Annotated in this window: 18 protein-coding genes and 1 tRNA gene; 16 read left to right on the forward strand and 3 right to left on the reverse strand. The window is 68.8% G+C overall.

The genetic code is table 11. From position 1 onward, the window contains the following. The first annotated feature begins 232 nt into the window (after window positions 1-232). From ACIHFB_RS29435 to ACIHFB_RS29460, 6 genes are all read left to right on the forward strand, one after another. Window positions 233-2,236, forward strand: a complete 2,004-nt coding sequence (locus ACIHFB_RS29435) for a glycosyltransferase family 39 protein (protein WP_365283781.1) — start codon at window positions 233-235, stop codon at window positions 2,234-2,236. A gap of 58 nt (window positions 2,237-2,294) precedes the next feature. Continuing rightward, on the forward strand, window positions 2,295-2,657 hold the full coding sequence (locus ACIHFB_RS29440) for an ArsR/SmtB family transcription factor (protein WP_400128560.1): 363 nt from the start codon (window positions 2,295-2,297) through the stop codon (window positions 2,655-2,657). After that, window positions 2,641-3,192 (forward strand): SRPBCC family protein, encoded by a 552-nt coding sequence (locus ACIHFB_RS29445; protein WP_365283777.1) that lies wholly within the window; start codon window positions 2,641-2,643, stop codon window positions 3,190-3,192. Before ACIHFB_RS29440 ends, ACIHFB_RS29445 begins: the two co-directional genes overlap by 17 nt. After that, entirely contained in the window at window positions 3,192-3,857 is a 666-nt protein-coding gene (locus ACIHFB_RS29450) for a dihydrofolate reductase family protein (RefSeq protein WP_365283775.1), read from the forward strand. Before ACIHFB_RS29445 ends, ACIHFB_RS29450 begins: the two co-directional genes overlap by 1 nt. Before the next feature lie 206 nt (window positions 3,858-4,063). After that, on the forward strand, window positions 4,064-4,330 hold the full coding sequence (locus ACIHFB_RS29455; RefSeq protein WP_400128719.1) for a DUF6959 family protein: 267 nt from the start codon (window positions 4,064-4,066) through the stop codon (window positions 4,328-4,330). A 964-nt stretch (window positions 4,331-5,294) separates the two neighbouring features. Beyond that, window positions 5,295-6,014: a transporter substrate-binding domain-containing protein gene (locus ACIHFB_RS29460; protein ID WP_365283773.1), complete on the forward strand. Its 720-nt coding sequence runs from the start codon at window positions 5,295-5,297 to the stop codon at window positions 6,012-6,014. Here the strand turns inward: ACIHFB_RS29460 and ACIHFB_RS29465 are convergent. Both ACIHFB_RS29465 and ACIHFB_RS29470 read right to left on the reverse strand, forming a co-directional pair. Beyond that, the gene (locus ACIHFB_RS29465; RefSeq protein ID WP_365283771.1) at window positions 6,011-6,241 is read right to left on the reverse strand and encodes a hypothetical protein; all 231 of its coding nucleotides are present in this window, start codon (window positions 6,239-6,241) and stop codon (window positions 6,011-6,013) included. The two genes, ACIHFB_RS29460 and ACIHFB_RS29465, sit on opposite strands and share 4 nt — an antisense overlap. Before the next feature lie 242 nt (window positions 6,242-6,483). Continuing rightward, window positions 6,484-6,945, reverse strand: a complete 462-nt coding sequence (locus ACIHFB_RS29470; RefSeq protein WP_365283769.1) for a hypothetical protein — start codon at window positions 6,943-6,945, stop codon at window positions 6,484-6,486. A gap of 122 nt (window positions 6,946-7,067) precedes the next feature. Here ACIHFB_RS29470 and ACIHFB_RS29475 point away from each other — a divergent pair, with 122 nt between their 5' ends. Both ACIHFB_RS29475 and ACIHFB_RS29480 read left to right on the forward strand, forming a co-directional pair. Next, window positions 7,068-7,706: a hypothetical protein gene (locus ACIHFB_RS29475; protein ID WP_400128564.1), complete on the forward strand. Its 639-nt coding sequence runs from the start codon at window positions 7,068-7,070 to the stop codon at window positions 7,704-7,706. A gap of 73 nt (window positions 7,707-7,779) precedes the next feature. Continuing rightward, window positions 7,780-8,322: a hypothetical protein gene (locus ACIHFB_RS29480; protein ID WP_400128566.1), complete on the forward strand. Its 543-nt coding sequence runs from the start codon at window positions 7,780-7,782 to the stop codon at window positions 8,320-8,322. A 185-nt stretch (window positions 8,323-8,507) separates the two neighbouring features. On the opposite strand, the gene ACIHFB_RS29485 is transcribed toward ACIHFB_RS29480, so the two are convergent. Next, window positions 8,508-8,579: transfer RNA gene (locus ACIHFB_RS29485), tRNA-Arg, on the reverse strand. Between the two features lie 151 nt (window positions 8,580-8,730). Between ACIHFB_RS29485 and ACIHFB_RS29490 the strand changes: the two genes are divergently transcribed. The 8 genes from ACIHFB_RS29490 to ACIHFB_RS29525 all read left to right on the forward strand — a co-directional run bounded on the left by ACIHFB_RS29490 (window position 8,731) and on the right by ACIHFB_RS29525 (window position 20,017). Further along, window positions 8,731-9,198, forward strand: coding sequence for a response regulator (locus tag ACIHFB_RS29490; RefSeq protein ID WP_365283745.1), 468 nt, complete (start codon window positions 8,731-8,733; stop codon window positions 9,196-9,198). A 136-nt stretch (window positions 9,199-9,334) separates the two neighbouring features. After that, complete coding sequence (nrtL, locus tag ACIHFB_RS29495; RefSeq protein ID WP_400128568.1) at window positions 9,335-10,402, forward strand: ArgS-related anticodon-binding protein NrtL; 1,068 nt, start codon at window positions 9,335-9,337, stop codon at window positions 10,400-10,402. A 48-nt stretch (window positions 10,403-10,450) separates the two neighbouring features. After that, a complete protein-coding gene (gene lysA / locus ACIHFB_RS29500) occupies window positions 10,451-11,842 on the forward strand; it encodes a diaminopimelate decarboxylase (protein WP_400128570.1) in 1,392 nt (463 codons plus the stop codon). A gap of 174 nt (window positions 11,843-12,016) precedes the next feature. Continuing rightward, complete coding sequence (locus ACIHFB_RS29505; protein ID WP_365284044.1) at window positions 12,017-13,315, forward strand: homoserine dehydrogenase; 1,299 nt, start codon at window positions 12,017-12,019, stop codon at window positions 13,313-13,315. Window positions 13,316-13,321: 6 nt separating this feature from the next. Then, window positions 13,322-14,380, forward strand: coding sequence for a threonine synthase (gene thrC / locus ACIHFB_RS29510; RefSeq protein ID WP_365283739.1), 1,059 nt, complete (start codon window positions 13,322-13,324; stop codon window positions 14,378-14,380). A 338-nt stretch (window positions 14,381-14,718) separates the two neighbouring features. Continuing rightward, window positions 14,719-15,636 carry a homoserine kinase gene (gene thrB / locus ACIHFB_RS29515; RefSeq protein WP_365283737.1) on the forward strand — a complete coding sequence of 306 codons (918 nt, stop codon included), beginning with the start codon at window positions 14,719-14,721 and terminating at the stop codon, window positions 15,634-15,636. A gap of 405 nt (window positions 15,637-16,041) precedes the next feature. Beyond that, window positions 16,042-18,084, forward strand: a complete 2,043-nt coding sequence (gene rho, locus ACIHFB_RS29520; protein WP_400128573.1) for a transcription termination factor Rho — start codon at window positions 16,042-16,044, stop codon at window positions 18,082-18,084. A gap of 121 nt (window positions 18,085-18,205) precedes the next feature. Then, the gene (locus ACIHFB_RS29525) at window positions 18,206-20,017 is read left to right on the forward strand and encodes a trypsin-like serine protease (RefSeq protein WP_400128575.1); all 1,812 of its coding nucleotides are present in this window, start codon (window positions 18,206-18,208) and stop codon (window positions 20,015-20,017) included. Window positions 20,018-20,204 lie beyond the last annotated feature (187 nt).

The raw sequence follows: 20,204 nt of genomic DNA on the forward strand, positions 1-20,204 counted from the left end.
CGCCGTGCATCGTGACGGCCAGGCGGCACACCCGCAGGTCACCGCCGCGGAGACGCCGTTGAGGGGCCTGGCCCTGCCCTGCCTGCCTGACCGGGACGGGTGTGGTGCCGGGTTGGACAAGGGGGCTCCCCACCTCCTGGCGGATGTCCCCCCTCGCTGGCCTCGGTATGTAGCCGGTCCACGAAAGACCCCGCGGCCGAGGCCGCCCCACGGACCACAAGGAGCCCCACCCATGACCACGCTCAACCCCACCGTCCTTGAGGAACCGGTGCCACCTCGGACGGCGGGGGACACCAGCCGCGCCGCCAGCCCCCCATGGGAACGCCGCGCCTTCTGGGCACTGTTGACCACCGCGGCGGTGGCCTTCTTCTGGGATCTGGGCGCGTCGGGCTTCGGGAACGAGTTCTACGCGGCGGCCGCTCAGGCGGGCGGCGAGAACTGGAAGGCCGCCTTCTTCGGGGCATCGGACGCCGGGAATTCGATCACCGTCGACAAGCCGCCGCTCGCGCTGTGGCCCATGGACATCTCCGTACGCCTCTTCGGACTCGGTTCCTGGCAGATCCTCGCCCCCGAGGCGCTGATGGGCGTTGCCACCGTCGGAGTGCTGTACGCGGCCGTGCGGCGACTGTACGGACCGGCCGCCGGGCTGCTGGCCGGCGCGCTGCTTGCGCTGACCCCGGTTGCGGCTCTGATGTTCCGTTTCAACAATCCCGACGCGTTGCTGACCCTGCTCGTCGTGTGCGCGCTGTACTGCTTCCAGCGCGCTCTGGAAGGGCACCGCGCTGTCCGCTGGATGATCCTCACCGGGGTCTGCTTCGGTCTCGGCTTCCTGGTCAAGACCCTTCAGGCGTGGCTGATCCTGCCCGCGCTGACGCTGGTCTACCTGGTCTGCGCGGCACAGCCGCTGACCAGGCGGATCGGCCATGTGCTGCTGGCCGGAGCCGCGATCGTGCTCAGCAGCGGATGGTGGGTGGCCCTCGTCGAACTGTGGCCCGCCGACTCCCGTCCGTACGTGGGTGGTTCCACCAACAACAGCTTCCTCGACCTCACCCTCGGCTACAACGGGCTGGGCCGCATCACCGGCGACGGGGGCAAGGGAGGCGGAGGTGGCGGAGGCGGCGCTTCATCGAGCAGCATGCCCGGCGGGAACGGAGGGGGAGGGGCCGGCAACGGAGGCGAGGCCGGCGGCATCACCCGTATGTTCGACGATGCGCTGGGCAGCCAGATCTCCTGGCTGCTGCCCGCAGCACTGATCCTTCTGGTCGCCGCGCTGGTGGCCACCCGCAGGGCGGCCAGGACCGACCTGCAACGTGCGGGCTTTCTGGCCTGGGGCGGCGCCCTGGTAAGCACCGCGGTGATCTTCAGCTTCATGTCCGGGACCTTCCACGAGTACTACACCGTCGCGCTGGCCCCCTACATCGCGGCGCTGGCCGCCATGGGCACGGTCCTCCTCCGGCGCCTGCGGGGCCGCGCCCCGGCGGCGGTCCCGGCGGAGGCAGTCCTGGCGGCGACGGTCGCGACAACCGCCGTCTGGGCATTCATTCTGCTCGGACGGGCGGAAGGCTGGTCCGCTCAACTGCGTTGGCCGGTGCTGATCGTGGGGTTGTCGGCGGCGGCAGTGATGTCGCTCGCGCGACTTCTTCCCCGTCCCCTTCCAAGGCGCCTGCTTGTCGGCGCGACGGGGTTGGCCCTGGCGGCCGTACTGGCCGGACCCGCCTCCTACACATGGGCCACGGTCACCACGGCACACACCGGGCAGACCCCGCTCGCCGGCCCCGCCTCGGTGTCCGACGAACAAGGACACGGCGGTCCCACTGGAGGAGGCCGACCCGGCACGACGAAGGGCGGCAGCGGCAGCAAGTTGGGGGGCATCGACGCGGTCACACCTCAGCTACGGGCCATGCTGCTCAAGGACGCCCAGGCGTACACCTGGGTGGCGGCGACCGTGGCCTCGGACAATCAGACCTGGCTGCAACTCGCCACGGGCAAACCGGTCATGCCCATCGGCGGCTTCGGAGGCGCCGACCCGGCGCCGACCCTGGCCCGGTTCAAGCAGTACGTCGCCGAAGGGCAGATCCACTACTTCGTGACCCAGGGCGACCAAGAGGGCGGCTTCGCCCGCGACGACGCCGACACCACCGGCTCACAGATCTCCTCCTGGGTGGCAACGGCCTTCACCCCGCAGACGGTCGGCTCGACGACGTTGTACGACCTCACCACCACGTCCACGGGCTGACGCAGGGCCGTTCCGAGGTGGGCCTTGACTCATTCCGATATAGGCATACGATGAGGCCATGGCACGAGCGGCGACGACCTCGGACGCGTTCAACGCGATCGCCGAACCGCAGCGGCGGGAGATCCTGGTGCTGCTGCGGTACGGCGAGCGACCGGTGACCGACCTGGCGCGGGACCTGGGGATGACCCAGCCGCAGGCGTCCAAGCATCTGCGGGTCCTCCGCGAGGTCGGGCTCGTGCGGGTCCGCGGGGCGGGCAAGCAGCGGCTGTACGGCCTGGACGCCCGCGGGCTGCGGCCGATCCACGAGTGGGTGGGCGGCTTCGAGCGGTTCTGGAGCGAGAGCTTCGACCGGCTGGACGAGTACGTGCAGGAGTTGAAGCAGGCAAGGCAGGAGGAACCACCTGATGACGACGACCAGTAGCGGCGGCGAGCCCGACCACGCGCCCGCGGACCGCGAGATCGAGATGTCCCGGGTCATCAGCGCACCACGGGAGCTGGTGTTCGAGGCGTTCACGCAAGTCCGCCACCTGTCGCGGTGGTGGGGACCGGACGGCTTCACCACCACCACGCGGTCCTTCGAGTTCCGCGTCGGCGGGGCCTGGGACTTCGTGATGCACGGGCCGGACGGAACCGACTACCAGGAGTGGATCACCTGGCGGGAGATCGTCCCACCGGAGCGGATCGCACTCCTGCACGGCGAGTCCCGCGACGACCCCAACGCCTTCGAGTCGGTCCTGACCTTCGAGCCGACCGGCGACGAGACCCGGATCATGATGCGCACGGTGTTCCCCACCAAGGAACTCCGAGACGAGGCCGTGGAGAAATACCACGCGATCGAGGGCGGCAAGCAAACGCTGCGCAACCTGGCGGCGTACGTAGCCGAACTCACCCGGAACGACACCGGCTGGAACGACACCAGCCGGAACGACACAACTTCCAGGGGAGCGGAGACCTGATGCCCGGGAAGGTGTTCTTCAGCGTGACGATGTCGCTCGACGGCTTCATGGCCCCCGAACCCGTGCCGGCCGAGGACGCCCTCTCACCCGAGAAGCAGGACGACCCGGGCGTCAGGCGCTGGATGACGCAGTGGTCTGAACTACAGGCGTGGGCGTTCCCGCAGCGCTGGTTCCGCGAGAACCTCAAGCTCGGCGAGGGCGGCGAGGAAGGCATCGACAACGACATCGCACGGGCGACGCACGAGCGCACCGGCGCGAGCATCATGGGCAAGCGCATGTTCGACCTCGGCGAGCCGACATGGCCGGATGAGGCTCCCTTCCACACCCCCGTCTTCGTCCTCACCCACACCAAGCGCGACCCATGGCAGCGCCCGGGCGGCACCACTTTCCACTTCATCAACGACGGCATCGAAAGCGCCCTGCTCCAGGCCCGCGATGCCGCCGGCAACCGCGACGTCCGCATCGCCGGCGGCGCCGAGACGATCCAGGAGTACCTGGACAGCGCCCTGATCGACGAGTTCTCAATCACCCTCGCCCCCGTACTGCTCGGCACCGGCATCCGCCTCTTCGACCACGTGAACCCTGCTCACCTCGCCCTGAACCAGTCCCGTACGGTCGCATCGCCCCGGGTGACCCACCTGACGTACACCGTCGGGAAGCGGTAGCCCGAGTCCCCGCAGGGCAGGGCGAGGTGCCGGTCGGTCAGGTCGTCCCGTCACTCAGATCGGGTACGCGAATTCGCCGATCATTCGCCGATCATTCGGCGTCCTGGAGCGTTGGCGCTCGTGCAGTTCCTGCGCTCTCGGTCGCTCAAGGCCGCCTGTGTACGCTGTTGTTGATGTCAGCTGGTGACGTCAGGTGGGATGGTCTGATGGAGCGCGTTGAGGCAGATCTGTTCACTGACGGTGGCAACGGCGCAGTGGTCCGCCTACCTGGTCGGAAGTTCCCCGGGGTGTTGATACAGGGCGACTCCCGTCACATCCTTCGCAGCGGCCTGGCCGAGGTGCTGGAGGCGTGCGAGCGTGGCTATGTGGCCGAAGCCCGGGATTCCGCTTCCCTCCTTCCAGCAGGCCTCGACGGCCTACTGACGCGGTACGCCGATGCATTGCAGGAGCATGAGATCTCGCGTCCGTACTAGCTGGCAAACCTACGACCTCTTCATGCCGAAGCAACTTGGGCGGGGTGCTGCCCGGGCTGGTGTAGGTCTCGCCTGCTCTGATGATCCGCAGACGTCCGCGCTTTTCCGCCGTTGGCCGTGGGCGTTGTCACGCAGTGAGGCACTCACCCCGCCGCTCCTCTTGGCTCGGTCGCTGCTCCAGAGATCCGGCGCGCCAACCCCTCTACGACCTGGGGCACGACACGTTGAGCGTCCTCGTCTTGCAGTGCCTCGGCAAGTGCCTGATGGACTGCCGAGAACGGTTGCCCCGCATGTGAGGCACGGGCCCGGTCGACCGCTCGCTCGATCTTCGCAAGATGGGCTGCCACGATCGGCATCGCTTTGTCGTATGCGCTGGGGTCTGTGGCCATGAGCTCAGTCGATCAGCGCCGATCGGTCGGGGCGAGGCCGGTACCAAACCATCAGCTTGGGAAGCTGAGCACGAAAGCGCCGGATTGGAGAGACATCGCTCCACCGTAGGCCAGCCCCACTCACCGCAGAGGGCGGCGTCGGGATGACTCTCGGCGAATCGTGCTCCTTGTGGCACTGGATGCGGCAACCTCGTTCAACATAAGCGAGGTCATGGCGGGGTTAAAGCAGGGGCCGCGATCAGTGGGGGATTCGCGTTTGCAGGAGCGCTTGCGCAAGCCCGACGTGCCCGAGCGCAGGCCGCACCTCCCACGCGGCAGCCGACCTCAGCATGCCTCTCGTTCTCGTTCCCGGCCGACCGGAAATACCCGATTCGGTCGCCATCGCCGCCCACGTCCCCCGACCGGCTCCCGCTGGCCGTGTCCCTGGAGGCGCCCAAGGTGGCGCGCTCAGCATTCATGCGGACCTTGTCGAGAGCTGGGCGAGCAGTGAACGGCACCGACTTGCACTGGGTGGCAGGGGTGTGGCGGCCGACGCGCCGATATCCGGCCGCAAGGAGTGTCCTACACTCCGCTCCATGACTGTGACTGCCGCCATCAGCAAGGATCTGGCGCCGAGTGGCGCGTTGCGGGTCTCAATCAATCTGGGGAATCCGGTGCTGGCTCAGGGCACGCCGACGGCGCCGACCGGCGTTACCGTCGACATTGCGCGTGAGGTCGGCACGCGGCTGGACATGCCGGTGGAACTCGTGTGCTTTGACGCGGCGCGAAAGTCGTACGAGGCGATGGCGGCAGGCCAGGCCGACATGTGCTTCCTGGCCATCGAGCCCGCACGTGAGGCCGAAGTTGCCTTCACTGCACCGTACGTCGTGATCGAGGGCGTGTTCGCCGTACGCCAGGACTCAGCTTTCGCCACGACCGCTGACGTTGACTGCGCGGGGGTGCGTATCGGCGTGAAGCGAGGGTCTGCCTACGACCTCTTCCTCTCCCGTACTCTTCAGCACGCGACCATCGTGCGGGGAGAGGAAGGAGTCGACGCGTTCCTCGCTCAGGGCCTGGAGGTCGCGGCCGGCATCAGGCAGCCCATGACCAAGTTCGTCGCGGCGCATCCCGAAGTCCGACTGATCGAGAGTCGGTTTATGCAGATCCAGCAGGCAGTGGGCACGACCACGACCCGACAGCCGGAGACCGTCCAGTTCCTCCGGGACCTCGTCGAAGACCTGAAAGCCAGCGGATTCGTTGCCGACGCACTTCGGCGGGCAAATCAATCCGACGCGCTGGTCGCCCCACTCGCCTAGGCGCAGCCCTCGGTGCTGGGAAGTTGTGCCCTATCTGAGCGCGGAGTTCGGGGCGTGTTCGCCGGTCGGGCGGTGCGCTGAGTCGCCGCCGTGATCATCACAAGGCGCAAGGCGGCCCGTGCCATGCCGCTCACCACCGCCCAGAGGTAGGCAAACCGGCTGGTCAGCCACCAGCGCGCGGCGATCGAGCACAGCTTCGCCGACTTGAAGACCAGGGGCATCCTCACCAGATCGACGCGCTCCATACCCCGAGGTCGGCGGAATCTCAATGGGCGAGTCAAGCCCATGAGCGATCTTGAAAACCGTCGTGGCAGCGATGTCACCGTGGGTTCAAATCCCACACCCACCGCAGACGAACGGCCCCTGACCAGGTGAATCGGTCGGGGGTCGTTCCTGTGGTCTCCGCTTGTGAATGACCGCTGTTCCCCGGGGTTGCCCACTCGATCGGGCACGGAAGGGGCACGCCCCGTTAGCTGCTGATCGGCGCCCAGCTCGCTGTGAGGTCCGCGCACTCGATCCGCACGGTTCCGGTCGTCAGCCTCAGCTTGTGGCTGCATCCGGCCTCGTGCGGGAGGACTTCGTCCAGGCGCACGGTGTTGTAGTCGGACAGTTCAACAGGACCACCGTCGTCAGACGTGACTTGAACGCTGCTGACTCCCCTGTAGCGGATGGTGAGCACGTCGCTCCCATCCCCTGCCCGGGTGAACCGAAGCTCGTACTGGCCCAGGGCATCAGCAGCTGAAGGTAGCTCTTGAGGCCTCAGGTCCTTCACGCAGCGTGGTGCCGAGAAGTCGTAGTGCTCGGGGTGCGAAACAAAGGCTCGTGCCCCGGGAGGCAGCGCCGGAAGGATCTCGGACAGCTTGGCGATGTAGGGGCTCGGGTCATGCCAGTAGGTGCCGTGCTCCTGCTTCTCCACGACTGCGTACTTCACGTTTCTCCTTCGGCCGGTGGCCAAAGGTACCTGCACTGCTGTTGACCGCCGACAGCGAGACAGGTCGGCGTCGGCCCCTCTCAACCCACCAATCACCCGGCGGGTAAGGGGGCCGCGCAGTGATGAACCTGGCCTCCACCACTTCGGCCGGTGAGTCCGGGCCGAGTTGGGTTCTGGTGGTGGCCGTAGTGCTGGTGTCGGGCCTGCTCCTGGCGGGCCCGGCCCTGCGCCGCCGCTACTGCGTGACCTGGTGGCTGTTAATCGGCTTCCCGGTCACCGCCTTCCGCGTCATGCAGACCTGGCGGCCGTTGATGGCCGGGTGCGGGCTCGCCGTGAGTCGTCGGCCGGCGCTGATTGGCGTGCCCGGGCTCGTCGGCAACGGGGCTCCTCCGCCTCAGCCGCGGGTACCGCGTCGCGGTCTCATACGCCCGACCTCCGGTGGCTTCGTGCTGCTGGTACGGCTGCTGCCGGGCCAGGTGCCGGAGGACTTCGTCAAGGCTGCCCCTGCCATGGCAGAGGACTGGCAGGTTCACGCGGTGCGCGTGAACTCCTGGAAGCCGGGAGTCGTACGGATCGTCGCCTCGGCGAGGGACCCGTTGGCCGCTCCTCGGGTGCCGAAGCAGCGGGGCCCTGGCCATCTGCTCCGGGTGACCGTGGGTGCGCTGGAGACCGGGGCCGCGTGGGTGCTCGACCTGCGGCGTGTGCCTCACTGGCTGATCGTGGGCGCTACCCGCTTCGGTAATCCACGCCCCGAGACGTGAAATGGTCCACATGGTCGATGGACGCGAGCCCCGGAGAGATCCGGGGCTCTCGTCATGTCCGGACAGGTAGTTCATGGCTCTCAAGTGCGTTGAGTACCTGATCGGTTGTGGCTGGCCGAGGGCCGTCGAGATCGACACCGGCTATGCCACGCTGTCCGTCATGGAGCACGTGATGGTCCGGGGGCTTACCTTGCCCGCACGGCTGATGACCCTGCTCGATCAGGGCCGGTGGCGCCATCCAGGCGACGCCGGGATGGCGAGGCTGATCCCGTGGTTCGAGAGTCCGCTCGACCTTCTTGCAAACACGGACCAGATGGAACGGGAGTCCAGGTCACTGGACACCTTCGACGACGAGCCGTACTCCGCCTTTCTGCACGTGGCGTGGGGCAGCAGTCGGGAGACGCCGGTCGAACTGCCCTGGCTGGACGTCGAGCAGGCATTCTTCATCGCGGTGAACCGCGTGCTGGGCGATGATGTCGCCCTCGCTCTCGACTACCGCACCGACCCCGCGGATCCCCGGGTCGTGGGCAGCTATGTCTCGACGAACCTCGTGGTGTACAAGTGGCGCGTCGTGACGCCCACGTTCTCTGCCTTCGTTGCTGCCTCGAGTCTCTAGAAGGTCGCCTTCGGGGAGCCTGAAAGTGGCCGGTGACCTGCCCAAAAGCCCGTCGAGATCATTACGTCGCCATTACGTGATCACTGTCATGGAGCTGCTTTCAACGACTTCCGGCTGCACACACGCGAAGACCCCGCACTCAGCGTCTCCGCTGATGACGGGGTCTTCGGGCACCTCATACAGGGTGCCCCCGGCAGGATTCGAACCTGCGCACACGGCTCCGGAGGCCGTTGCTCTATCCCCTGAGCTACGGGGGCGTGTCGGGCGCGTTGCGCGGCGACGGGTAGAACCCTACCAGCTTGTTCGGGGTGTTCATGAACGGTTTTCGTGGGGGTGGAGGTCGCCCGGACGGGGGTGGAAGTGGGGAAAACCCGGACGCGGTGGCCGGTCCGGACCTACTCTCGACTTGTGCCAGGCGCCTCGGGCCGGGTGCTTGTTGTCGACGACAACAAGGTCATCCGGCAGTTGATCAGGGTCAATCTCGAGCTGGAGGGTCTCGAGGTCGTGACCGCGGCCGACGGTGCCGAGTGTCTGGATGTCGTTCATCAGGTGAGGCCCGATGTGGTCACCCTGGATGTCGTCATGCCGCGGCTTGACGGGCTGCGCACCGCCGCCCGGCTGCGTGCCGATCCACGGACCCGTGATCTGCCGCTCGCCATCATCAGCGCATGTACGCAGTACGAGATCGAAAGCGGCCTTGACGTCGGCGTCGACGCCTTCCTCGCCAAGCCCTTCGAGCCCGCCGAACTCGTAGCGCTCGTACGGCAGTTGGTCGAGCGGAAGCGGAGCGGGCGAGGGCAGGGGGAGGGTGGGACCCTGTTCGGGCACGTCCTCGGTGTGGGGGAGACCGAGCGGGCCGGGCGGGCCGGCGGCTGATCGCGGAGACGGTAACCCGCTGTGCCTGACTCCCGCCCCGCACTTCCCCCGTACGCACCCCCACTCCGGTCCACATCCCGGACCCTCCCCCAAACCGGCTCGCATACCCACCCCCCTCCTCCCATACGCTTGTCCCGTGACCCCCGTCGAGCTCTCACGTACCGTGCTGCGCGCGGTGCGTCGTGCTGTCGATGAGGGGGAGCTGAGGGTGACCGTGCCGGAGCGGGCGGTCGTGACGGCGCCCGGTCCTGGTGGTCGTGGTGACTACGCCACCAACATCGCGCTGCAACTGGCCCGCCCGGCCGGGCAGCCGCCCCTGCGGGTCGCCGAGATCCTCCGGCCGTACCTCATCGACACGGCCGCCATCAGCGATGTTTTCGTCACCGGGCCCGGATTCCTCAACGTCAGCTTGCAGGGCACCGCATCCTTGGCGCTCGTCGACGAGATCCTGCGGCGCGGTAAGCGGTATGGGTACGTGGAGGGGGAGCGGGGAGCAGCCGACCCGGGGGCCCTCCTGCACCTGCACGCCCCCCACGAAGTCCGCGCCCTCGTCGTCATGGACGCCACCGCCCGCATCCTCCGCTCGCAGGGCGCCTCCGTCCGCACGGTATGCGAGAGCCGCCCCGACCCCGAGTGGGCCGACATCCTCGGCGTACGCGTCGACGCCCTCGGCATCTCCGAAGCGCCTGCCTTCGCCGTACGCCCGGCCCCCGCCCCCACCAACCCCCTCCCACTCGGCCGCGACGCCGCCCGTTGGGCGCTGCTCCACCCCGCCGCCCACGACCGGCCCCGGATCACCGACGAGCATCTCGTCCAGCGCGAGGACAACCCCCTCTTCCGTGTCCGTTATGCGTACGCCCGCACCAGGGCCCTCAGCCGTAACGCCGCCGATCTCGGGTTCACCGCCGAACCCGGGCCGACCCTCGACGGCGCCCCTCCCTTCGGCGCCCCCCTCCTTGCGGCCCTCGCGGACCACCCCCGCATCCTCGCCGCGGCCGCCGATCACCGCGCCCCCGACCGTCTCGCCCGGCACCTCGTCACCGTCGCCGATGCCGTTCTCGCCTTTGTGCCCACCGTGCTGCCGGTAGGCGAGGAGAAACCCTCGGCCGCCCATCGTGCCCGGCTCGCGCTTGCCGAAGCGGCCGGGGCGGTGCTGGCCGGCGGCCTCTCCCTGCTCGGTATCGACGCACCCGACCACCTCTGACACTCAGGCAGCTCCCATGCCTCCGATACCTCTGAAAGAACACGCGAAATGAGCCGTTCCGCACATCCCGCCGGGCCCCGTCACGCCGACGTGCTCCCCGAGGGCCACTACTCCGCGCCGCCCACCGACCTCAACGCCCTGGACTCGAAGGTGTGGGCGCAGACCGTCGGGCGTGACGCCGACGGCGTCGTCACCGTCGGGGGTGTCGACGTGAAGACCCTCGCCGAAGAGCACGGCACCCCCGCCTACGTCCTCGACGAGGCCGATTTCCGGGCGCGGGCGCGTGCCTGGCGCAGTGCCTTCGGGGCCGACGCCGACGTCTTCTACGCGGGCAAGGCGTTCCTGTCCCGGGCGATCGTGCGCTGGCTGCACGAGGAGGGGCTCAACCTCGACGTCTGCTCCGGCGGCGAGCTCGCCACCGCGCTCTCCGCCGGCATGCCCGCCGAGCGCATCGCCTTCCACGGCAACAACAAGTCCACCGACGAGATCCGACGGTCCGTGGAAGCCGGCGTCGGACGTATCGTCCTCGACTCCTTCCAGGAGATCGTCCGCGTCGCCCATGTCGCCCAGGAACTCGGCAAGCGGCAGCGCGTGCAGATCCGTATCACGGTCGGCGTCGAAGCACACACGCACGAGTTCATCGCCACCGCCCACGAGGACCAGAAGTTCGGCATTCCGCTCGCCGGCGGTCAGGCCGCCGAGGCCGTCCGGCGCGCCCTTCAGCTCGACGGGCTCGAACTCATCGGGATCCACTCGCACATCGGGTCGCAGATCTTCGACATGTCCGGGTTCGAGGTCGCCGCGCACCGCGTCGTCGGGCTGCTCAAGGACATCCGTGACGAGCACGGTGTCGAGCTGCCCGAGATCGACCTGGGCGGCGGGCTCGGTATCGCGTACACGAGTGACGACGATCCCCGTGAGCCGCACGAGATCGCCAAGGCCCTTACCGAGATCGTCACCCGCGAGTGCGAGGGCGCCAAGCTGCGTACGCCCCGCATCTCCGTCGAGCCCGGGCGCGCCATCGTCGGGCCCACCGCCTTCACGCTCTACGAGGTCGGCACCATCAAGCCCCTGGACGGGCTGCGGACCTACGTCTCCGTCGACGGCGGCATGTCCGACAACATCCGCACGGCCCTGTACGACGCCGAGTACAGCGTCGCCCTGGTCTCCCGCACGAGCGACGCCGAGCCCATGCTCGCCCGCGTCGTCGGCAAGCACTGCGAGAGCGGCGACATCGTCGTGAAGGACGCGTTCCTGCCGTCCGACCTGGCACCGGGTGACCTGATCGCGGTGCCGGCGACCGGCGCGTACTGCCGTTCCATGGCCAGCAACTACAACCACGTGCTCCGCCCGCCCGTCGTCGCCGTGAACGACGGCGAGGCCCGGGTGATCGTCCGCCGCGAGACGGAGGAGGACCTCCTGCGTCTCGACGTCGGCTGATCGGCAGAACCGTAGAACCGTAGAACGGCACAGCCGCCGGGACGGAAGATCTCCTGTCATCCGGCCCCGCGAAAATGAAATAGACGTCTCACGATCCGGACTATGGATAGAAACTCCAGTCCGGTGAGTGAGACTGGTCCAACCGAAGACGGTATGAGGAAACGAGGTCGGATGATGCGTACGCGTCCGCTGAAGGTGGCGCTGCTGGGCTGTGGAGTGGTCGGCTCAGAGGTGGCGCGCATCATGACGACGCACGCCACCGACCTCGCCGCCCGTATCGGAGCCCCGGTGGAGCTTGCGGGTGTCGCGGTCCGCCGTCCCGACAGGGTCAGGGAGGGCATCGATCCCGCCCTCGTCACCACCGACGCCACCGCCCTCGTGAAGCGCGGAGACATCGACGTCGTCGTCGAGGTCATCGGCGGTATCGAGCCTGCCCGTTCGCTCATCACCACGGCCTTCGAGTACGGCGCCTCCGTCGTCTCCGCCAACAAGGCCCTCCTCGCCCAGGACGGGGCCGCGCTGCACGCGGCGGCCGAGGACCACGACGCCGACCTCTACTACGAGGCCGCCGTCGCCGGTGCCATCCCGCTGATCCGCCCGCTGCGCGAATCCCTCGCCGGCGACAAGGTCAACCGCGTGCTCGGGATCGTCAACGGCACGACCAACTTCATCCTCGACAAGATGGACTCCACGGGCGCCGGCTACCAGGAGGCCCTCGACGAGGCCACCGCCCTGGGATACGCCGAGGCCGACCCGACCGCCGACGTCGAGGGCTTCGACGCCGCCGCCAAGGCCGCCATCCTCGCCGGAATCGCCTTCCACACGCGCGTGCGTCTCGACGACGTACACCGCGAGGGCATGACCGAGGTCACCGCCGCCGACTTCGCCGCGGCCAAGCGGATCGGCTGCACCATCAAGCTGCTCGCCATCTGCGAGCGGGCCGCGGACGGTGGTTCCGTCACCGCGCGCGTGCACCCCGCGATGATTCCGCTGACCCACCCGCTCGCCTCCGTGCGCGGCGCGTACAACGCCGTGTTCGTCGAGTCGGACGCCGCCGGGCAGCTGATGTTCTACGGCCCCGGCGCCGGCGGTTCCCCGACCGCCTCCGCCGTCCTCGGCGACCTCGTCGCCGTCTGTCGCAACCGGCTCAACGGCGCCACCGGGCCCGGCGAGTCGGCGTATGCCGCACTGCCCGTGTCGCCCATGGGCGATGTCGTCACGCGCTACCACATCAGCCTTGACGTCGCCGATAAACCGGGTGTTCTCGCCCAGGTGGCCACCGTGTTCGCCGAGCACGGGGTGTCGATCGATACGGTGCGGCAGCAGGGGCGGCAAGAAGGAGACGGCGAGGCCTCTCTCGTCGTCGTCACCCATCGTGCGTCCGACGCCGCCCTCGGCGGGACCGTCGAGGCGTTGCGCAAGCTCGACACCGTGCGGGGTGTCGCCAGCATCATGCGGGTTGAAGGAGAGTAACCAGCAATGACCCACCAGTGGCGCGGAATCATCGAGGAGTACCGGGACCGGCTTCCGGTGTCCGACAGCACGGAGGTCGTCTCCCTCCGCGAGGGCGGAACGCCCCTCGTGCCCGCGCAGGTGCTCTCCGAGCGCACGGGCTGCGAGGTCCACCTCAAGGTGGAGGGCGCGAACCCCACCGGGTCCTTCAAGGACCGCGGTATGACCATGGCCATCACCAAGGCCAAGGAGGAGGGCGCGAAGGCGGTCATCTGCGCCTCCACCGGCAACACGTCGGCCTCCGCGGCCGCCTACGCCGTACGGGCGGGCATGGTGTCGGCCGTCCTCGTCCCGCAGGGCAAGATCGCGCTCGGCAAGATGGGCCAGGCCCTGGTGCACGGCGCGAAGATCCTCCAGGTCGACGGCAACTTCGACGACTGCTTGACGCTCGCTCGAGCGCTGAGCGAGAACTACCCGGTGGCGCTGGTCAATTCGGTCAACCCGGTGCGGATCGAGGGCCAGAAGACGGCCGCGTTCGAGATCGTGGACATGTTGGGCGACGCCCCCGACATCCACGTCCTGCCGGTGGGCAACGCGGGCAACATCACCGCGTACTGGAAGGGCTACAAGGAGTACGCCGCCGACGGAGTCTCGAAGCGGACCCCGCGCATGTGGGGTTTCCAGGCCTCCGGTTCCGCGCCCATCGTGCGCGGCGAAGTGGTCAAGGACCCGTCGACCATCGCGACCGCGATCCGTATCGGCAACCCCGCGTCCTGGCAGTTCGCCCTGGCCGCGCGGGACGAGTCGGGCGGCTTCATCGACGAGGTGACGGACCGTGAAATCCTGCGCGCCTACCGGCTGTTGGCCGCCCAGGAGGGCGTTTTCGTCGAGCCCGCGTCCGCCGCGTCGGTGGCCGGTCTGCTGAAGGCCGCCGAGCAGGGCAAGGTCGACCCGGGCCAGCGGATCGTCTGCACGGTCACCGGCAACGGTCTGAAGGACCCCGACTGGGCCGTCGCCGGCGCCCCGCAGCCGGTCACCGTTCCGGTCGACGCGGCGACCGCGGCCGAGCGCCTCGGTCTCGCCTGATCGCGAGCTTGATCACGACCCTGATCACGAGCCTCAACACTCGCCTGATCAGCGGCCCGAAGGGGGAACCCGACAGGGGGTGCACAAGGGGCTTACGACACGCATCGTGCGCCTCCTGTGCGCCCTATGCCGCCACAGAACCTTCCTTCGATAGGCTGTACCGAACCCGCCCGCCGCATATGCCTGCCACCGGCACGGTGCCGCGCCGTCTCCGTGGCCCGACAACGGCGTCGGAAGCGTTCGGCCGCCAGGCCGGGAGCAGCCCGCAGGGTTCCTCGTACGTCATCGAATGTCTTCGACAAACACGAATCACGCAGCTCAAGGAGAGTCATCGAGCGATGGCCGGTCCAGCCTTCCGCGCCGCCGCCGTCAGGGTGCGCGTCCCCGCCACCAGCGCCAACCTCGGCCCGGGCTTCGACGCCTTCGGCCTGTCGCTGGGGCTCTACGACGACGTCGTCGTCCGGGTGGCCGACTCCGGGCTGCACATCGACATCGCGGGTGAGGGCGGTGAGACGCTCCCACGTGACGAAAACCACCTTCTCGTACGGTCGCTGCGCACCGCCTTCGATCTGCTCGGCGGCCAGCCGCGCGGACTTGAGATCGTCTGCGCCAACCGCATTCCGCACGGCCGCGGCCTCGGCTCCTCGTCGGCAGCCATCTGCGCCGGTATCGTCGCCGCGCGCGCCGTGACCATAGGCGGGGACTCCAAGCTCGACGACCCGGCCCTGCTGGAACTCGCCACCGAGATCGAGGGTCACCCCGACAACGTGGCCGCCTGTCTGCTCGGCGGATTCACGCTCTCCTGGCTGGAGGCGGGTTCCGCGCGTGCGATCAGGATGGAACCAGCCGATTCCATCGTTCCGGTGGTTTTCGTGCCCGGTAAGCCAGTGCTCACCGAGACCGCGCGCGGCCTCCTCCCGCGCTCCGTGCCGCACGTCGACGCCGCCACCAACGCGGGCCGGGCGGCCCTGCTCGTCGAGGCCCTCACCAGGCGCCCCGAGCTGCTGCTGCCCGCCACCGAGGACCGTCTCCACCAGGAGTACCGCGCACCGGCCATGCCGGAGAGCGCGGCGCTGGTGGAGCGGCTGAGGGCCGACGGGATCCCTGCGGTGATCTCCGGAGCGGGCCCCACCGTACTGGCGCTGGCCGATGACGACAGCGCCGACAAGGTCGCCGATCTGGCAGGCGAGGGCTGGGCCGCGAACCGGCTGGAGCTCGACGCCCAGGGAGCGAGCGTGCTGCCGCTTGCGACCTGACACACGGTTGCCGGATTTCGAGAGGGGGAATGTTTGTTGGATCCGGTAGTGTTAACCTCAAGTCTGCACCCGACCCCACCATGGCGAGGTGCTTTGTGTCCCCGTCCGGGACAGACATTCTTCCGGGAGCCTCCCAAGCCGCACTGTGTTTCGTACGTCGTACGCGGGCAGTACGCCGTACGCCGACATTGAGCGGTTGGCCGGGCACGCTCCGGAATCGGTGCGACCAAGCTTCGTGACACCGACACTCAGTGCCACGGCTCCGGGAAGCGCCATCACCCATTTCCTCCGCCTCTTTGGCGGACCACCGCCCCGGCACGGTCCACACAGCAAGGACCGAAGCCGGACAGCACAACCGGTCGCCGAGCCAGACAGGCCGACGTCCGCTCCAGGGAAGGACCCTTCGTGAGCGACACCACCGATCTGATGGGCGCACGTGTCGAGGAGACCGCTGCCGCGCCCGCCACGGACGCCTCCGCGCCTGCCACCGGTGCAGGCTCCCGGCGGCGCCGCGGTACCGGCCTCGAGGGCATGGTGCTGGCCGAGTTGCAGCAGGTCGCATCCGGCCTCGGCATCAAGGGCACCGCGCGTATGCGCAAGAGCCAGCTGATCGAGGTCATCAAGGAGGCGCAGGCGGGTGGGGGTGCCCCGGCCAAGTCCGCCGAGGCAGCCACTGAGACCAAGCCCAAGCGCCGCGCCACCTCGAAGGCGCGTACCGGCGAGGAGTCCGCTCCCGCCGAGAAGGCCGAGAAGAAGGCCCAGGCTCCGGCCGAGCAGGCCGTGGCCCAGCAGCAGATCGAGATTCCCGGCCAGCCGGCCGGTGGCCCCGCTCGCACGAGCGAAGCCGAGCGTGGGGGAGACGATGCGCCCGAGCGCCGTCGTCGCCGCGCCACCGCCGAGGCGGGCAGCCCCGAGACGGTCACCGCCGAGGCGAAGAGCGAGCCCAAGGCCGAGACGCCCGCCCCGCAGGCGCAGGGCGACGCCAAGTCCGACGCCGACGGTGGCGAGGGCCGCCGCCGCGACCGCCGGGACCGCGGCCGTGACCGCGACCGCCGCGGCAAGGGCGACGACCAGCAGGGCCAGGGCGGCCAGCGGCAGCAGGGCCAGCAGCAGAGCGGCGGCCGTCAGGACCGCCAGCAGCAGCGGGACCAGCGGGACCAGCGCGACCAGCGCGACCAGCGGGACAACGGCCCGCAGGACGACGACGACTTCGAGGGTGGCCGGCGTGGCCGTCGCGGCCGCTACCGCGACCGGCGTGGCCGGCGTGGCCGCGACGAAATGGGCCAGGAGCCGCAGCTCGCCGAGGACGACGTCCTGATCCCCGTCGCGGGCATCCTGGACATCCTCGACAACTACGCCTTCATCCGTACGTCGGGTTACCTGCCGGGTCCGAACGACGTGTACGTCTCCCTCGCCCAGGTCCGCAAGAACGGCCTGCGCAAGGGCGACCACGTCACCGGCGCGGTCCGTCAGCCCAAGGACGGCGAGCGCCGCGAGAAGTTCAACGCGCTGGTCCGTCTCGACTCCGTCAACGGCATGGCGCCCGAATCCGGGCGTGGCCGCCCGGAGTTCAACAAGCTGACGCCGCTGTACCCGCAGGACCGCCTCCGTCTGGAGACGGACCCGGGCATCCTCACCACCCGCATCATCGACCTCGTCGCGCCTATCGGTAAGGGCCAGCGCGGTCTGATCGTGGCCCCGCCGAAGACCGGCAAGACCATGATCATGCAGGCGATCGCCAACGCGATCACGCACAACAACCCCGAGTGCCACCTGATGGTCGTCCTGGTCGACGAGCGTCCGGAAGAGGTCACCGACATGCAGCGGTCGGTGAAGGGCGAGGTCATCTCCTCGACCTTCGACCGCCCCGCCGAGGACCACACCACGGTCGCCGAGCTCGCCATCGAGCGCGCCAAGCGCCTGGTCGAGCTGGGCCACGACGTGGTCGTGCTGCTCGACTCGATCACGCGTCTGGGCCGTGCGTACAACCTGGCCGCGCCCGCCTCCGGTCGCATCCTGTCCGGTGGTGTCGACTCGACCGCGCTGTACCCGCCGAAGCGCTTCTTCGGTGCGGCGCGGAACATCGAGGACGGTGGCTCGCTCACCATCCTGGCCACCGCGCTCGTCGACACCGGGTCCCGCATGGACGAGGTGATCTTCGAGGAGTTCAAGGGCACGGGTAACGCCGAGCTCAAGCTCGACCGGAAGCTCGCCGACAAGCGCATCTTCCCGGCGGTGGACGTCGACGCGTCCGGCACGCGTAAGGAAGAGATCCTGCTCGCCCCCGACGAGCTCGCCATCGTCTGGAAGCTGCGCCGGGTGCTGCACGCCCTCGACCAGCAGCAGGCGGTCGAACTGCTCCTCGACAAGATGAAGCAGACGAAGTCGAACGCCGAGTTCCTGATGCAGATCCAGAAGACGACGCCGACGCCTGGCAACGGAGACTGAGCCAAACGAGTCACACAGGCCGCCCCCCGTCACATGAGTGACGGGGGGCGGCCTTTTGGCGCAGAGAGGGAGGGGCGCATCGAGTGCCTCTTCCAAGCTCACGTCCTATGGGGGGACTTCCTTGCCCACACCCTTGTCCGGAAGCGGCCGTCGCAGACGTCGTATACGTATCGCCCTTCCCGTCGCGGCCGCCGGTGTGGCCGCCGCCGTTGCCACCGCTCTGCTGACCTCGACGGCCGGGGCGGCCACCGCGCTGCCGACGCCGACCGTCAAGCCCGCCACCACCTCGACCTCGCTCGCCGAGCTGGAGAAGCGTGTCGCGGGCGCGCTCGCCGGTGACGACACCGCGGGCCGGACGACCAGCAAGTCGTCCCTCAGCGCGAGCACCGGCAGCGGAACCGTCGACGCGAAGGTCATCGGCGGCACGACGACCAGCATCACCTCAGCGCCGTGGATGGCGCAGCTCTGGTACTACGACGACAAGGGCACCGCCAGTGAGGCCGACGACCTCGGCTTCTTCTGCGGCGGGGCCGTCGTCGCGCCGACGAAGATCCTCACGGCGGCGCACTGCGTCAAGAACTACAACTGGAAGGCGTACGGCGCCGTCGTCACCGGCACCGCACAGCTGCCCACCACCGACAGCGCCGGCAACACCGACCTGCACGGCGGCACCGTCAGCGCCGCCTGGCGGCAGTGGAACCACCCGTCGTACAACGCGACGACGATCGACAACGACATCGCCGTCATCACGCTGCCGGCCGCGGTCAAGGCCACGCCGATCCGCATGACGACCTCCGGTGACACGGCCTCGTACGCCTCCGGCACCAGCGCCAAGGTCTACGGCTGGGGCCGTACCAGCTCCACCAGCGAGGACATCTCCGAGACGCTGAAGACGGCCACGCTGCCCATCAAGGCCGACAGCACCTGCGCCGGCTACTACGGCTCCGACTTCGTCAAGGGCCACATGGTCTGCGCGGGCAACTCCGCCACCGGCAGCGACACCGGCACCACCTCCGCCTGCAACGGCGACTCCGGTGGCCCGCTGGTGGTGAACAACCGCATCGTCGGCGTCGTCTCCTGGGGCGTGACGAACTGCGTGGCCGAGGGCGCGTACAGCGTCTTCTCGAAGGTCAGCAGCTACGTCGGCGCCGCCTACCCGCGCGTCGACGACAGCAACCTCAGCGGCGACCACAAGGCCGACCTGTGGGTGCGCAACTCGTCCACCAGGACCGGCTATGAGAAGGACTCCACCGGCTCGGCGTTCGGCGCCCGCCAGTCCTGGGGCAACTGGACCGGCGTCAACGTCGTCCTCCAGACCGACCTCAACCGGGACGGCTACGAGGACCTCGTGTACCGCGTCGCGAGCACCGGCGACGTCTACTGGACGCACTATGTGCAGGCCAGCGGCACCTGGGCGACCAAGCAGATCGCCGACAACTGGAAGACCCGCACCCGCATCGTCGTCCCCGGTGATGTCACCGGCGACTACCTGCCCGACCTGCTCTCGGTGGACTCGGCCGGCGTGCTGTGGATCTACCCGGGCAAGGGCAACGGCACCTTCGCCGCCCGGGTGAAGGTCGGCTCCGGCTGGAACCAGTACAACTTCCTGCGCGGACAGGGCGACTTCACCGGCGACGGCAAGACGGACCTGATCGCGCGCGGCAAGAGCAACAGCTACGTGTACCTGTACAAGGGGACCGGCAAGTCCGGCACGGGCGCCTTCTCCAGCCGGGTCAAGGTCCGCACCTGGAGCGGCTACAACGCCTTCGACGCGGTCGGTGACGTCAACGGCGACGGCAAGGCCGACTTCCTGGCCCGCACACCCGGCGGCAAGCTCTATCTCTACAAGGGAACCGGCAAGGCGACCACCGAGATCTTTGCCACACCGGTCTCGGTCGGGACGGACTTCAAGCAGTACGACGTCTTCGGCTGAAACAGCAGGTGAACGGGGCGTGTCCAGCCCCTGCCGGTCACACTCTGTGCCCACCGCACCACGCGGTGGGCACAGTGCGTTGTGCAACCCTTTCCCGGGTTTCCCCGTCTGACCGGTCGGAGCGAAGATGGAGCGATACATGTCGCTTCGACCGGGCCTGACCCTGAACGCGCGGGGTAACCGACCC

It is taken from the genome of Streptomyces sp. NPDC051963 (assembly GCF_044593495.1).
Taxonomy (GTDB): domain Bacteria; phylum Actinomycetota; class Actinomycetes; order Streptomycetales; family Streptomycetaceae; genus Streptomyces.